12 protein-coding genes are annotated in these 15,308 nt (G+C 60.8%); 3 read left to right on the forward strand and 9 right to left on the reverse strand.

The features are described 5' to 3' along the window. Positions 1–137: 137 nt before the first annotated feature. The 3 genes from ACNAOT_RS17730 to ACNAOT_RS17740 all read right to left on the reverse strand — a co-directional run bounded on the left by ACNAOT_RS17730 (position 138) and on the right by ACNAOT_RS17740 (position 4,610). Positions 138–2,492: a N,N-dimethylformamidase beta subunit family domain-containing protein gene (locus ACNAOT_RS17730; protein WP_420178786.1), complete on the reverse strand. Its 2,355-nt coding sequence runs from the start codon at positions 2,490–2,492 to the stop codon at positions 138–140. Between the two features lie 4 nt (positions 2,493–2,496). Next, a complete protein-coding gene (locus ACNAOT_RS17735) occupies positions 2,497–2,844 on the reverse strand; it encodes a hypothetical protein (protein ID WP_364306628.1) in 348 nt (115 codons plus the stop codon). Positions 2,845–3,203: 359 nt separating this feature from the next. Further along, positions 3,204–4,610 carry an APC family permease gene (locus tag ACNAOT_RS17740; RefSeq protein WP_364306626.1) on the reverse strand — a complete coding sequence of 469 codons (1,407 nt, stop codon included), beginning with the start codon at positions 4,608–4,610 and terminating at the stop codon, positions 3,204–3,206. A gap of 1,034 nt (positions 4,611–5,644) precedes the next feature. On the opposite strand from ACNAOT_RS17740, the gene ACNAOT_RS17745 reads away from it, so the two are divergent. Continuing rightward, positions 5,645–6,643, forward strand: a complete 999-nt coding sequence (locus ACNAOT_RS17745) for a response regulator transcription factor (RefSeq protein WP_420178787.1) — start codon at positions 5,645–5,647, stop codon at positions 6,641–6,643. On the opposite strand, the gene ACNAOT_RS17750 is transcribed toward ACNAOT_RS17745, so the two are convergent. From ACNAOT_RS17750 to ACNAOT_RS17760, 3 genes are all read right to left on the reverse strand, one after another. Then, positions 6,630–8,216: a molybdopterin-dependent oxidoreductase gene (locus tag ACNAOT_RS17750; RefSeq protein WP_420178788.1), complete on the reverse strand. Its 1,587-nt coding sequence runs from the start codon at positions 8,214–8,216 to the stop codon at positions 6,630–6,632. The genes ACNAOT_RS17745 and ACNAOT_RS17750 overlap by 14 nt on opposite strands. A 74-nt stretch (positions 8,217–8,290) precedes the next feature. Continuing rightward, positions 8,291–8,908, reverse strand: a complete 618-nt coding sequence (locus ACNAOT_RS17755; RefSeq protein ID WP_420178790.1) for a hypothetical protein — start codon at positions 8,906–8,908, stop codon at positions 8,291–8,293. 177 nt (positions 8,909–9,085) lie between these two features. After that, the gene (locus tag ACNAOT_RS17760; RefSeq protein ID WP_420178791.1) at positions 9,086–10,027 is read right to left on the reverse strand and encodes a LysR family transcriptional regulator; all 942 of its coding nucleotides are present in this window, start codon (positions 10,025–10,027) and stop codon (positions 9,086–9,088) included. A gap of 71 nt (positions 10,028–10,098) precedes the next feature. On the opposite strand from ACNAOT_RS17760, the gene ACNAOT_RS17765 reads away from it, so the two are divergent. Next, positions 10,099–11,847, forward strand: coding sequence for an L-aspartate oxidase (locus tag ACNAOT_RS17765; RefSeq protein ID WP_420178792.1), 1,749 nt, complete (start codon positions 10,099–10,101; stop codon positions 11,845–11,847). A 10-nt stretch (positions 11,848–11,857) separates the two neighbouring features. Here the strand turns inward: ACNAOT_RS17765 and ACNAOT_RS17770 are convergent, their stop codons facing one another. The 3 genes from ACNAOT_RS17770 to ACNAOT_RS17780 form a co-directional block, all read right to left on the reverse strand. Continuing rightward, on the reverse strand, positions 11,858–12,217 hold the full coding sequence (locus ACNAOT_RS17770) for an iron chaperone (protein ID WP_420178793.1): 360 nt from the start codon (positions 12,215–12,217) through the stop codon (positions 11,858–11,860). Positions 12,218–12,279: 62 nt separating this feature from the next. Further along, on the reverse strand, positions 12,280–13,092 hold the full coding sequence (locus tag ACNAOT_RS17775; RefSeq protein WP_420178795.1) for a hypothetical protein: 813 nt from the start codon (positions 13,090–13,092) through the stop codon (positions 12,280–12,282). 493 nt (positions 13,093–13,585) lie between these two features. After that, complete coding sequence (locus ACNAOT_RS17780; RefSeq protein WP_420178796.1) at positions 13,586–14,203, reverse strand: hypothetical protein; 618 nt, start codon at positions 14,201–14,203, stop codon at positions 13,586–13,588. Between the two features lie 429 nt (positions 14,204–14,632). On the opposite strand from ACNAOT_RS17780, the gene ACNAOT_RS17785 reads away from it, so the two are divergent. Then, positions 14,633–15,070, forward strand: a complete 438-nt coding sequence (locus tag ACNAOT_RS17785; RefSeq protein ID WP_420178797.1) for a hypothetical protein — start codon at positions 14,633–14,635, stop codon at positions 15,068–15,070. The last annotated feature ends 238 nt before the right edge of the window (positions 15,071–15,308 follow it).

The following is a 15,308-nucleotide window of genomic DNA, read 5'->3' on the forward strand; positions in this document are numbered from 1 at the left end:
AGGGTTGGCAGCTCATGGCGCGGACAACCTTAAGTGGAGATGCGCGCCTGAGGGCGACCCGTCCAGAAGATGGGGCCGCCCTCAGGTTTCGCGTTGCTGTCCTAGTGGGGGCAGCTGGGTTCTTTCCGGTTTTTGCGTCAGCTGCCAGTTACCTGAAGCGCTTCAGTTTCATTGAGCTCTACCTCCAGTGGCTGCGCCTGGCGGAATCGCTTCAGGACGTTCCCCGTCATTTTGGCGACGTTGTTGTCGTAGTTGTTATGGGAGAGAGACGCCGTGTAGGCGATGGACCCGACGGAGAAGAAACCTCCGCCTCCTTCCAGGGGGCAATAGACGATGTCTGACCTAACCCCTGGTTGTTCGGTCGCGCCGATGCCGGGAATGGATTCGTACACTTCTTCTGCGGCCAGGAGGTAAGCGTCCGACAGTGGGCCTGATGTTGCGAGGACCAGTGTTCCGGGGGGCGAGCCGAGGCCGGGCTGGTAGCAGTCGACTTCAGCGCCGGCGGCGCCGCCTCCCATGATCCCGAACTCGCCGATGCGTTCGTCTTCACCGATTCCTTCAAAGATGAATGCGGCTTCCGGAGCGTGGCTGTCTTCAAGCCGTTCGTAGTAGGTGCAGCGGTCAAAGCCCTGCGCGGCGAATCCCACTCCGGCGAGTTTCTGTGGCGGTAGGCCTTTGTTCCTCCAGATGCCGGCGAGTTCCCCGGACGTAGCGTGGCGTTTGTCCCCGTACGGGGACTGGTGGGGGCGTGTGCCGCCGTCGGAGCGGCGGAGTTCCATCAGGTGTGGCTGGTCGGGGTCGAAGGAGACGGTGGCGTAGAACCCGTTGCCGCCCAGGTACATCAGCCTTCCGCCGTTGGAGGTGAATTCATCAAGGGCGTTGAGTTCGTTGCGTGTGACGTACTCGGGGTGGCTGCCGGTGATGACTACTCGGTAGTCGCTGAGGAGGTTGTAGCCTTCTCGGTCGAGGTCTTCATCGGTGATGGCGTCGTAGTCGCAGTTCTCGGTTTCGAGCCAGTGAACGATGCACAGGTCTGCGGGCAGTCCCCATACGCCTTCGGCCTGGAACCAGGCCCGGTGTTTGGGCTGGAGCGTCAGGATGGGTTTGCGGACGCTGCCGAAGACAACTCCCGTCCCATCGTTGTGGATTTCATAGCAGGAGCGGCCGAATTCGGGATGATCCTGGAGGGTGAGGTCTTCGCGGTCCAGGATGGGCGTCCGGCTCACAATTATCTCGGCTCCGTCGGCTTCGAAGGCAATGCGGTCGTTGGCGTAGGCCAGGTATGTCGCTGTGGAGAACAGCACGGCGACGTCGTTCTTCTTTTCGCCTGCCCGGACGAAGAAGGGAAGGTACTGTTCTGCGCCCTCGGCGGTAAGTTTGGCTGCGTATACGCCGCTTGGCAGGTTGTGGGGCACGTCGAGTGTGAATGCTGCCGGCCAGCCGGCGTCGGTGATGTCGTCGTCGTGGAAATGGATTGCGTCGTATTCATCGGGGGCAATCCGGAAGTCGTCCACCAGTCCCGTGAACGAGTGTCCTGCGACAGCTCGGGTTGGTGCGTTGTGACATGTTCCGTGGAGCTGGTTTGGTGATTCGTCGATTACGTCCCACAGGAGCAGTCCGTCGCCGCGGCTGCTGCGTCCAAAGTGCCAGTCAGCAAGGGTCTCGGTTCTGGTGGGTGTGCGTCGTTGGATGGAGACGTCGCCGATCTTCCCGTTGAAGCCGTTGGCTGCCAGCCATCGTTCGCCGTCTCGACGCGCTCCCGCGCCGATTCGGAATGGGGCTTTAAGTGCGGCGGCTGCAGGGGCGGCGTCTGCGACCTTGTCTTCGGCTTCCAGGGGCAGTGCGTGGTCGGTGTACCGGTTCATGATGTTGGACAAAGGTGCCTGGGTCAGATGGATCTCGCCAGCAGCGGTGTCCACCTCGACCCGGAGGCTGTACCAGTGGTGTCCTTCCAGGTGGCTCTGTAGAGCCACGGACTTCACGGTGCCCTGTTCGCTCCAGAGGAAGGTGGGTCGGCCGGCGTCCAGGACAAGTGCGTAGCCACTGGAAGATTCTTCGTCCCAGTTGCCTAGGATGACCTGCCGGTCGCTGCCTCCTCCGAATGAGTTCTGAGTAACGTTGTAGGCACCGTAATTACCGGAGCGGGAGCTCAGCGGCAACGTGGGATACACCTTGGCTTTGATGACCAATCCGTCCGGGTTTGTCATCAGCGAGGACGGGTCTGGCACCTCGACATAGGATCCGGGCTGGCACGCATATTGCGTGCCTTGTTTTGGACCATCGAATTCTGACGCAACCGGCGTTTCCAGAAAGCCCGGACCGGCTTCCCCGGTGAACCCGTGCCGTAGGCGGACAAGTGAGGCTTGGTAAGAGGAGGGTCCCTCGCAGCTGACGTGGAAGGAAATGCTTTCGCCCGGGCGGGCGGCAAAACGGTCGGTGTATCCGAATATTTTCGGTTCGACGCGGATCTCGGTTGCGGCTTCGGCAGTCATGGTTTCAGCTCTCCAAAAAGTTCTTGCGACGCAACGCGAATACTCCGCGCAACGCGTTTTCATAGGTGTAGAAGGTTGCGGGCAGGAGAACCAGGTTTCCGGGAGCTCCCACAGTGATCCTGCCGATCCCCCATGGACCATTGGCCCCCAGGTTGAGGATGACCTCTTTACCGGTGACCGAGGCGTTGCCCAAGGCACGCACAACTCGTGCGGTCTTGTCGTCGTGAGGTCCCAGCGGGGAACGGTCGTACGCCGCTGTTACTTCATCGGTGAAGTCGCGGCGAAGCCGGGAGGAGAACCGCTGTTCAAAAATGCTCATAAGTTCGGATGAGCGGTCCGCGCTGGTACGCATCAGTTCGCTCCCGTCCGGCAACGATTTGCTTGGCCACTTGGTGGACTGGTCCGCGGATTCAAGAGGTTCTCGCTTTCATTCTGAGGTGGGATTGCTGTGGAGCGGGCTGGTTTGGGGAGCTCCCCCTTTACCAGCGCTGAAGCGTCTTGTGTTCTAGGTAACTTCAACGTTAGGACCGGGGTGTCGGGAAAAATATCGGTAGTTTTGCGTATGAGCCTCCCTATTGGAGGGTGAAGCCCTCTCCCGTCGGGGACTTTGGGGCAAAAGACCTCCTGACATGCCACGAAGGCACCGGCCCTGCCAAGAGGCAGGCCCGGTAACTTCACTACGTCGGTGAACGGCAAGGGGGGCGTGGCGGCCTAGAGACCGTCTTCGGTTTCGAGGGTGCGGCCGGTGCGCTTCAGAATGAGGGCGACGATCGTTCCTATGACCAGCCAGGAGATGCCAATAACTTTGGCCAGGACGTTGGTGCTGTAGAGGGCGTATCCGAGCACTGCAATGCCAAGGACGGGCGAGATCCAGTGGATGAAGTACTTCTTGCTGGACCGGCGGATTCCAAAGTGGATGATGACGCTGATATGCAGCAGGATGTAGGCCGTGAGCGCGCCGAAGGTGACCATCGTGACGATGAGTTCGATCTGGCCTACGGCCAGGACGCCGATCACAGCGGTGAGGATGGTCACCACGATCATGGCCGTGGCAGGAACCTGATGTTTCTGGCTCACGACGGCCAAACGTCGGGGCAGCTGCCCGTCGCGGGCCATGGCGAAGAGCATTTTTGACGTTGTGGCGTGGGATACCAGCACGTTGGCGAAGAGCGCTATCAGGGCTGTGATCAGTGTAAAGACGATTTTAAACCAAGGCGCCACCACGGTTTCGCTGATGTGGTAGAAAGCGTTGTTTACAGCGTCACCCTCGGCGAAGGGTTCATTACTCGGGACAAACAGAGCAGCGAAGTACACCTGCGCGACAAACATTGCGATGACGAGCCAGAGCACGATCATGGTCGCTTTCGACACCGCTTTCCCGCCACCCTTGGCTTCTTCGTTGAGCGTGGAGATCGCGTCGAAGCCGATGTAACTAAGGGCAGCGACGGGGATGGCCGTGAACACGAGCTCCCACGAGAAGAATTCAGGCTGATAGAAAGGTGCAAGGCTGAACTGCGCCCGCCCCTGGGTGATCGCTACCAAGGCTCCGCCCACGAACACGACGAGCGCGGCTCCTTGAATGATCAAAAAGATCATGTTCATTCGTGCCGTGACCACAATTCCGCGGAGATTGATGAAGGCCACCACGGAGATAAAGCCTATGACCCAGACCCAGCCTGGGACATCGGGTATGAGTGCTCCCATGGCGGAAGCCGCGAGGATGCACAGCAGCGCCGGCAGGAGAAGGTAGTCAAGAAGGATGGCCCATCCAGAGAGGAAGCCAACGAATTTGCTGGTGCCCAAGCGGACGTAGGAGTATACGGACCCTGCGACGGGGTATTCCTTGGCCATCTCCTTATAGCTGACAGCGCTGAAGAACATGGCGATACCTGCAACCAGGTAAACCAAGGCGGCCATGCCGTGCGAGAAGTTGAAGATGGTGCCAAAAACGGCCACGGGGGCCAGCGGCACCATGAAGATGAGCCCATAGACAACGACGTCAGTTAGGGTCATGGTGCGATTGAGCTCCTGCTTGTAGCCAAGAGCACCTAGTTTTTGCTGTTCGACGTCGTTGATTCCGGCATCGCTGGCCGGGGTAGCGTGACTGTCAGTTTTCATGGGCTATCTATGCCTCTCGGAAGAAATCCTAGCCGTGAGTTCGGCGCAGTGGATTCTGTAGATGAATTGTTGGGACGAGCGATCGATGTGCGCTCTGTGGTGTTATGCGGCCTCGTGGGCGGAGATTAGTGGGACATGGCTGTGATTGCTGCAGAGGGTCGTCCGGTTCCGTTGCGGGCGAGACGACAAAGGGAACGAATTCCTCCACGTTTGATGCCCTTAGTCGCACGGCGTAGAAACCTGCCCGCAATGTTTGCGGGACAGGGAGAACTATTCGCGATCTCCATCTCTCTGGATCTGGCCGTCTTTCGAGCAGGTGGATGGCACCGTAGCTCGCCGGTATCGTTCCGATCTCGCCGGTTTGGTTGTCGCGGTGGCCAGGAACGGCTCTCATGGGTGCATTGACGCAGTCAGCGTGGAACGAGCCGACGACATCCGGGACCTGATCGAGGCGGAGTCCGTCCGAGGAGAGGCATACAGAGAAATCCCATGCCGCCACAAGGTCGGGGACGTCGAGTCGCCGGGCGTGCATACCCCGGAGAGCAGTTGCCGGCGTGGATCTAGCACACACATAGGGTGACTCGATGGTTCCCTTGAACGACTCTTCCGCGGCCCTCCACCCTGAGACGTATTTAGCACTGGTGCCGAGCATTATCGGAACGGCCGGCAATTGCTCGAGTCTGCGATGACCGGTTAGTGCTTCCGTGAAACAGATGTCCTCGAGCGGCTTGACGTTGAAGCGATCCGCTTGCCCGTAGATCTCAAGAGAGGTCACTTGCTGTCCGGGTTTCAAGAAGAAGTTCGGCTCATTGCTTGTCACTTTGTTCTCTTTCACGGCTCAGGTGGCGCTCATCACTCCGTACAATCAAGCCTAGGAACACAGCGGTCGCAGCAACATCGGTATTTGTACGTACGCGCTGACAAAACCAAGCGGCCTCGGCGCCCTGCGGTGCGGGTCGGGTCCGCCGCGAAGGAGACGGCAGTATAATTGGCGCGTACCCGGAGGACAGGATCCTCCCGTCTTGGAGGCCTTCATGGTCAGCGGAAAGTCCCACATTCTGCTTAAGGCAGCTTTTGCTGCCGGCGCAGCCCAATATCAGCGCGACGGCGCTGACGAGATCCTGCACGTTCTGGCCGACGGAACCAAGCATGACGCCGCGGCCCTCATCTTCTGGAACCGCGCGCTGTCAAAACACGACGTACTGGCCAATGATGGCTACCTGCCAGAAACGCTCACCGCGCTGGGTGACCCCTACGCGTCAACCAAAGCCCATCGAAAGCTGCTAAAGCTGCACCAACCGCTACGGATCGACGACCTGAAGTACGACTACCGTGGGACACAGCTCTACCAGAACGCGCTGGCACCCGCAGGCTTCGCGGATGGCATGAGTGCCTGCCTTATCTCCGACGACGGCCAGTACGCAGGTATGCTCCACCTTTCCGCCTCTCACTTCCACAACTTCGACGATGACGCCCGCGACCTTATCGGCGCCCTATCCCCGATCGTCGCAGAGCTATGCCGAAGGCAATCATCCGGCTATCCAATTCTGAGACTCCGCGAAGACTGCAGAGCAGCGCTGTTTGACGGACAAGATGGACCCAAGCCCGTAATTTCCCGAGAGATGAGCAGCGTCGTATTCGACCCCCACTTCAAGGATTTCATCTCGCACTTCCTAGCCGGGCCAGCCGCCACCATGTCCGGGCTTTGGACCTCCGAGAAGGAAGCCGTAGCCCTGGAGATCACCCGCACCGCCGGAGTGAGATCCGGCAAGGGTGACGTCGCCTTGATCATTGAGACCCCCATGGAGCTTCCCTTCGGACTGACCTCACGTGAAGCCGAGGTTACCGATCGAATTGCGTGGGGCCGCTCAAACCAACAGATCGCATCTGAACTCGGCATTTCCATCCGCACCGTCACAACCCATGTGGAGAACATCTTCGTGAAAATGGCGCAGGAATCCCGGTCCGGGGTTGCTGCACTAGCCATTAGCGCCGGCCTCCGAAGACTCGACTCAACAATTACTCCACAGTGACCATCACCGACGGCCAGCCCGAGGCCCCGTCTGGCACAGGATCGGCGCGCTTGTCCGTCTGGGTTTCGCCGGTTCCGTCGGTGGCCCGGGCCTTGACGTAGTGGATGCCGGGCGTGGCGTCCCATTCGTAGGACCACTGGCGCCAAGTGATCACGGAGGCTTCGTCGGAAAGCGTTGCTTCCACCCAATCGCCGTCGTCGATCTGCACTTCCACCTTGGTGATGCCCCGAGTCTGAGCCCATGCGGTGCCGCCCACGGCGACCTTCCCCGCCGGCATTTTCGCGAACGACGCCGGTACGTCCACGCGTGCCATGGTCTTGATGGGGCCACGCTCCGACCAGCCGCGCTCGGTCCAGTAAGCCTTGCTGTCCGCGAAACGGGTGACCTCCAAATCCACCACCCACTTGGTGGCGGACACGAAGCCGTACAGCCCCGGAACCACCATCCGCACGGGGTATCCGTGCTCCACGGGAAGCGGCTCATCATTCATGCCAATGGCCAGCATGGCATCGCGGTCATCCTGCAGGACCTCCAGTGGAGTGGAGGCGCTGAAGCCGTCAATCGACCTTGAGAGCACCATGTCCGCGCCCTCCATGGGTTTCGCTCTGGCGAGGACGTCGCGGATGGGAAGGCCCAGCCACTTGGCATTTCCCACCAGCTTCCCGCTGACCGGGTTCGATACGCAGGTGAGGGTGACGTGCGATTCGATCAGCTCGGCGTCGAGCAGGTCCTGGAAGGTGAGGGTGACCTCCTGCTCAACCATTCCGTGCACCCGCAGTTCCCAATCATCGATGTTGATCTCAGGGACGCTTAGGGCCGTATCAATGCGGTAGAACTCACTGTTCGGCGTCAGCCAAGAGGTAACTCCCGGCACCGGGGACTGGACGCCCGCCGGTACCGCGGCCGCAGCCCTGGCCGGCGCCGGCAGCCGGAGAGCCTCGCGGGCCTGGGCTATATTGTTGCGCGCGACACCCAGCAGCCGGCCACCGGTCGCCGCGATTCCGGCGGCCACCGCCGTGATCCCGGCAGCAGCAAAGAAGCGACGGCGGCTGGTGCCGATGCCACCAACCTGATCTTCGACGTCGGCCGCTATGTCAGCGGGAGCTTCCGGCCATGCCTTCAACCCCCACAACGGCATCATGAGGCGTCGCAGGGCTACGAGGCCGGCGATGGTTCCCACCACGGAAGGGATCGCATCGGCGGGTCCCACCCCGGCGCGCGTCAGGACTGAGGCCACAATGACTACGCCCATGAACAGCACGCCCAGGACACCCAGAGCCCACTTCCGGTAAGCCACCACGCCCAACACGCAGGCAAGCACTGCAATGGTCAAGCCCATGCCTACGAACAGCGCAGCCTTGTCGTTGGTACCGAACGTGGCGATCGCGAAGTCCTTCATCCACGACGGCGTGAAGTCGATGAACGTGGATCCCAGCGCAAACACCGGGGTTGCCCTGGCAGTGAAGAATGCGCCGATCAGCTCTGCAACGGCAAGAACGACGGCGGCCGACACCACGCCTGCCAGTGCGGCCAAAATGGTGGGGCCTTTAGCCCGGGTTCCGAGGTTTGTCATGTGAATGGTTCGGAGCGACGGGGAGCAGGGATTGGTCATTCAGAAGAGCGCTGGCATTCAGCGCCGGAACCGCGTCACCTCCAGAGGCTTTGCACGCCGGCCGCGGCAGCCGATAACTGGCTCCCATCGATCACGATGGAGCACTCCTCGACGCCGAGCCCTTTCCACTGCGCCAGCAGCCGGATGTCTCCGTCAGCGGGCAGCGGCCACAGCCAGAGGTTTCCTGACGACGAGAGCTCATCGTCGCCGCCACCGCCTCCGCCACCGCGGAATGACAGGACCGGAGCTTCGGGTTGATTGTTGGGATCCAAGAAGCTGCCCATCCCAAAAACAGTTGTTCTGGCCTTGGTGCCATCAGGAAGTTCAACGCCGAACAGCAGCTGCAAGTCCTCGCTGCTTGGACCCCTCACAGGTCCATGCTGAAAAACTGACGAATGGAGGATGGACCATTCCTCGTCGTTCTCTTCATGCCGTCGAATAATCCACGACACTTCGAACAAACACCCGGTTCTGAAGACGTCCGCACTCTTGACCATCAAAACGAGGTTGGGGCTGCGGTGTAGAAACTGCCCGATGTGCATCACTGTGGGGAGCTCGTCCTGCGACGGGCCAGCCCACGGCGGTGGTACAAACTTCACACTCTTTGGGCGTTCTACCGGTTCAGGCTTGGGGAAGTCCTCGAAGAAGTTCATGCCGTGTCCTCAGTTCGCTGGCTGCTGGCTGCGACCGACCAGCGGAACGGCGACAACAGCTCGCACGGAATCCCCCAATCCGTCCTGATCCGCACAGTCTAGCTTCGTTGAAGCACGGAGTCCTTTGGAGCGATCGCTGAAGCCAGCCGGCCGCCGTCGTCGGCGTTTTGATCTCGGTCAGTGACGTGGCGCTGCCGTGACCAGGCGCGACAGCTCGGTGCCCGGTGCTGCGAGCCGGTCGACGGTGTCGAAGATGAACTGCTGCATAGCGGCGGCGGCCGCTGAAGGTCCGACGTCATTGCGGCGGGCCAGGTTGACGGTTCGCGTCAGAGAGGGACGCACTAAACGTGCGCTACGCAACCCAGGCCGGTCTATGACCACCATGGCCGGCACCACCGCTACACCCAGCCCGCGTTCCACGAACCGCAGCACGGCGTCCATCTCCCCACCCTCAACGGCAATCACGGGTTCCAGACCGGCGGCAGAGAACGCAGCATCGGTGGCCACGCGCAGCTCATAACTTCGGTTGAACGCAACCTGCGACACGTGCGCAAGTTCCTCGAGCGTGAACTCTTCCGGTGACCCTGATTTCGCAGCGGATATGACCACCAGCTCCTCGGATAGCAGCGGGACCAGCTCAGTGCCTGGCACGGAGGGGCCCGTTCCCCGAGTGACCACCAAGGCCAGGTCCAGCGCGCTTTCGTTGAGGGCCTCAACCAGAAAACGCGAACCGCCCTCAGTGATGTGCAACTCGACGCCGGGATAAGCGCTGCGGAAAGCGGCCAGCACATCGGCCACCAGCGAGACGCACAAAGTAGGTGGGGCGCCGAGGCGAACGCGGCCGCGGCGCAATCCTGCGAGTTCCTGGATCTGGTCTTGGGCGGCCTGTGCATCGCCGAGCATGCGCCGTGCGATGGGCAGGAGCAACTCCCCCGCGTTTGTCAGTGTCACCCCTGAAGGCCGACGGTGAAAGAGCTCCGTACCGAGATGAGCCTCAAGTGCTGCGATCTGCCGGCTCAATGACGGCTGGGCAAGATACAGTTCCTCGGCCGCGCGTGTGAAATGGCCTACTCGAGCCACCATCTCAAAGGAACGCAACTGCTCTAGCTTCATCGTCATAGCCTAAACGCATCGGGATGAGACAAATAATTCATTGGAGACATTGCGGCATTCCTCTTACGGTTGCTGATATGAACCTCTCTTCTGCTCCAGAACGTCTCTTGTCAACTTCGGTGCTGGTCATCGGCACCGGCGGCGCCGGGTTGCGCGCCTCAATTGAACTGGCCCAAAGAGGCGTCCAAGTGCTCGCTGTGGGCAAGCGCAGAAAGCATGATGCGCACACGAGCCTGGCCGCCGGTGGCATCAACGCTGCCTTGGGCACCATGGACCCGGAAGACAGCTGGGAGCAGCACGCCGCAGACACCTTGCGTGAGTCGTACTTCCTGGCCGACCCGACCATTGTGGAAACCGTAGCCCGGAACGCGGCCCGGGGTATCGAGGACCTTGAACAGTGGGGCATGCCGTTCGCGCGCGAGGAGGACGGGCGCATCTCCCAGCGCTTCTTCGGCGCTCACAAGTATCGCCGCACCGCCTATGCCGGGGACTACACCGGGCTGGAGATCCAGCGCACGCTCATGCGCCGCGCGGCAGAGTTGAACGTACCCATCATCGACACCGTGTACATCACCCGGCTACTAGTGTCCGACGGAACGATCTTCGGGGCCTATGGTTTCGACATAGTGGATGGCACCCCCGTCCAGATCCACGCCGATGCGGTCATTCTCGCCGCGGGCGGCCATACGCGCATCTGGCGCCACACGTCCTCACGACGCGATGAGAACACCGGCGACTCTTTCCGCCTGGCTGCCCTGGCCGGTGCCTGGATCCGCGACGCCGAGTTGGTCCAGTTCCACCCCTCCGGCCTGCTTGAGCCCGACGACGCCGCGGGCACCTTGGTGTCCGAAGCAGCACGCGGAGAAGGCGGGATCCTCACCAACGCACTCGGCGAGCGCTTCATGGAACGTTACGACCCCGAGCGGATGGAACTCTCCACGCGGGACCGGGTGGCTCTGGCCGGATTCACCGAGGTCGCCGAGGGTCGGGGGACTGAGAAGGGCGGTGTCTACCTGGACGTCTCCCATCTGCCTCAAGAGATCATCATGGAAAAGCTGCCCAGGGTCTATCGCACACTGATCGACCTCCAGATGCTGGACATCACCACGACCAAGATGGAGATCGCGCCCACCGCTCACTACTCGATGGGAGGGGTCTGGGTTGCACCGGAGGATCACGGAACGGGAGTGGACGGACTGTATGCCATCGGAGAGGCATCCTCTGGGTTGCACGGAGCCAATCGCCTCGGAGGCAACTCCTTGATTGAGCTGCTCGTCTACGGGCGTATTACCGGCGAGCATGTGGCCGAATACGTACGTTCGCTCAGCGATGTCCACCGGGATCCCGCAGCAGTCGGGCTTGCCCGCAACGAAATGCAGAGTCTGCTGAACGGGAAAGGTACCGAGTCGGCGCGTCGGCTGCAGCGTGAACTGCGGAATCTGATGACTGAGCACGCCGGAGTGGTGCGCACCGAGCAGGGGCTGCAGGCGGGGCTGGGCATTCTGGATGATTTGGAGGGGCGTGCGCAGTTCGTTACAGCGCATCCGGACATTGCGGGGTTCGACGATCTTGCCCACGCCTACGACCTTCTAGGTTCCCTCCTCGCCGCACGAGCCACCTTGGAGTGTGCTCTTGAACGCCGCGAAACGCGCGGAGCACACAACCGGGCCGACTTCCCAACGCTGGATCCGTCACTGCAGGGAAACTTTGTCTGGTCACCAGGTGAGGGTGTCAGCTTCGAAACGTCGGCCCCGGCCCCAGAGTCCTTCCGAGCCCTGGCTGAGGCATACGCCGAGGACTCGGTCGCCGGAAAGCTTGTGGAGTAGATAACGCGGCTTAGGCCGTGTCTGAAGGGAGCTGCTGCAGCCGCCACGCGATGATCTCGCTGATGAGCTCGGTGGGCAGCGGGGCGTTATGGCGCAGCTGGACGAGGTGCTCAGTGGTTCCGTATTCGCTCAGCTGCGCCGAGAAATGCGCGATTGCGTCCGGAGTCGGATAGAACCCGATGTGCTTCTTTGTTGCGGTGAAGAAGAACAGCGGCTCGGTTCCGAGTTTGAAGGTGGGCATACGCCAACTAATGGACTCTTCAGCTTCCTCGGGCACGGCTGACCGGATCAGTTGGTACAGCGCCAGCAGCCGTAGCCGCACATCGCCGTCGTACTGTTCTATGTACTCGCTAATCGATTCCGCTGCCATGTGGACTCCCTTATTCGCCGCAAGGCGATCGTATTACAAGTACTTACGGGGGCCATCCAGCGCTAGTCCCCCGAGCTTGACGTTGGCCACTTCCAGCGGCCATCCGGCGTGATCTTGTATGTCACTTGGCCGAACAGAAGGTCACTTGTGCCGGCGGGGTCGCCACCGTAAGCCCGGTACAAGGCTTTGGTCTTCACACCTCGCCGTTTCAGGAAGCGAAGGAGCCACCAGACCAAGGCCGCCGCGCAGAGCAATGGAATGAAGACCAGGGCCCATTGCCGCACGCCCAGCCAGTGCAGGCTGAATAGCGGAATCACATAGCCGAGTGCGCCGACGACGACCACTTGAAAACCGATCCAAAAACGGAGTTCTCGGTTTGATGGACGGTTATGAATGTCGTAGATGTAGTCGTCCAGGGATTTCATACTGCTCTTAGCCTTCGTTGGCTGCTGAGGTGGCTCCCAATAGTCTGCTCTGCCAGTCGAGTTTGGTTTCGGCGAACCCCGCAACTTACGGAGCTGCGTCGCCCGGTATTCCTGGCGGGACAGCGTGAGTGCGTAGAAGGTGAAGGCACCGCCTCCGGCAGTCAGAAACAGCGCACCCCACATAGGGCTTTGCCCCTGTCCCAGCGGCGCCAGCAACATCACCACCGAAAAGACCGTGAGTATCGCGGCAACGACCGCGAGAATTCCCATCCCCCACCATGTGCTGACCTGTGCCTGCCCGCTGCCTGGTGTAAAGCCAATTTCGTCTGCCGGGTAGCTGTGCAACTCGCCAGTGCTGGTGTTGCGGAGTATTCGCTTTTCCCCGGCGGCCACTGCAGCCTTGTGCTCTGCGTACACGGCATCATTGCGCCGCTCGCGATCGGAAATCATGGGCCGTTCTTTCTTTCAGGTCAGCTGGTCAGAGGTTCACAACGTGCTGGGGTCGGCAGTGATCAGCCCTATTAGGCCCAATATAGGTAACGCAGAAACAATTGGGCCGGCAATCAGGATCCAGGTCGTCCCCGGGTGCCGACGGTAACCTCTCCCGCGCAGCTTGCTGGCCCATAGAGCAGCGTAGATGATGCTGGCGATCACGTAAGGGAACGCCAGCAAAACTGTCCCCAAACCTAGCCAGATTGTCGCCTGTAAAACGCTCAGCCCGCCTTCGCTGTACATATCGGCCGATCCGGTTGTACCTGCGCCGAAAAGAAGCAGCAGAAGGAGCACCAGAAGACCTGCCAGGATCAGCAGGATCGTCCGAAATGTCCTTGCCCACGCCGGCAACGGCGGAGGTTGGACCTGTCCGGGGTGACTCGGGAAATAATTCGGGGAGTACGGGCTGTGAGGTTCCACGGAGTTCTTTCTAAAGACGCTGGTGCAGGGACTAGGCGGTGTGGACGTGCACAATTATGACTTGCACGTCCTTTGAACCGTCGTAGCGGAGGTCGTACGAGACCCGGAGGCCTGTTGAGGTGCCCGAAGCCAAGGAAAAGTCGCCTTCATCCTCTGGCCGGCTGGACATCGATTCGATCCAGCCCTCTGCTGACTCGCTGGGAATTCCGTACCGGTCGACGCCGTCGCGGATCAGGACTGTGAAGTCTTCGAACGATTCGGCCTTGAGGAAGTATGTGATTTCGCGGAAGTCGGACCTGTTGTTCATGCCGTTGAGCCTGAGCCGATCAGTCTTAGCGCTGATCAGGCCCGTCGGCGCTTCGATATTCAAGTCCATCAGCCCATCAGAAATCAGGACATCCGGAGCTTGGCTGGTGCCGTTTTCGAGGCCGACGCTCTCCTTTGTGAGCACGCCGGACGTCATGTCGAAAATTGCCATCCTCGACTTCTTGATCTGCTCGATGCCCGCCGAGTCCAACCTCGCGTAGGTCTTCGCGCCAGTTAGTGCGGAAGGCGCCGTTGACGCCGTCGCGGAGCCGTTAGGAACTGCAGCAGCACAGCCCGTGAGCACCAACGACGTGAGCAAAAAAGTGGCAACCAAGCCCTTCATAACTGTCCCCCTGCAGTATGTGACGGTCACGTCAGTAAATCACCTGCGGGGGTGACCAGCGAACTTCCTGCGGGGGCAGTTGTGCCCATTGCGCCGGCCGCTGAGCATCGGTCACCTTCCCTAATTCCGGACATAAGTCCGATCTCTGTACCACTCGTCACGGGTTCTCTGCCGGAGGAAACTTGAGGCTACGGCATCCCATTCCGGCCCGTCCGCGGGGCCACGTGGCTGCGGGGCCTCACAGTACGCTGTAGCGGCTTGGTGGAACGATGAGCTCCTTGACGCACCTCGAAAAGGCCGCTCAGCGGTCGCACCATCTCTTGCTTTTGGTGGCTATCGTCCTGCTTGGATGTCTCAGCGGGTGCGAGTCTAAGCCCGACGACATCTCCCCGTCCTCCAGGAAAGGACGACCCGGATCACCCGGGTGACATGGCCGTCTACCTGACTTTCTGGCCTTCGAACTACGTACCGACGGACGCATGCGCGTGGCAGGGCGCGCTGGTCGAGCTCGATCCGTCCGCTAAAGACTCTGTCGACGCAATGACGGCGCAGACCTCAACGGCGAGCACCCCTCCGGTCGAGGTCGTGGTGGGCGACTACCGCGGTTTCGAATTCGACCACTCCGTCGAAGGCATCGCAGACATCAAAGGCTGCGACGAAGACAAGATCTGTGTCCGCTCGGAGTTCTCGCCCATATGCACCCGCTGGTACTCCAGCGTCGCTGAGCGGGAAACCTACCGGGTGGTCAACCTGAACGGCGAACGCGCTGTCGTCGGCTTCACCACGTTCCACGAATCGATCAACCCGGAACTGACGAGAGAGGCACGGGGCGTCTTCGACTCGATCGTATTCAAATCCACCAAATGACTGGCCGCAGCAAGCATTGCTCCCATTCGCGACAACTTGCGGCGGGCCCAGAACGACACGGTGCCCACCACCAGGAACATGGAGCCCATGACCGGTGGGGCGAATATTGGGTCCATATCAGGCCCTCGGATTGCCCCACTTCAGCGTTTGGGGACCTTTGCAGCGCGGATATACCACCAAATGCACAAGCCCAAGAGGACGAGATTCAGCCCCACAACGATCCAAAAAGGGACTGTCG

This window comes from Paenarthrobacter sp. TA1.8, from assembly GCF_048595705.1.
GTDB classification, from domain to species: domain Bacteria; phylum Actinomycetota; class Actinomycetes; order Actinomycetales; family Micrococcaceae; genus Arthrobacter; species Arthrobacter nitroguajacolicus.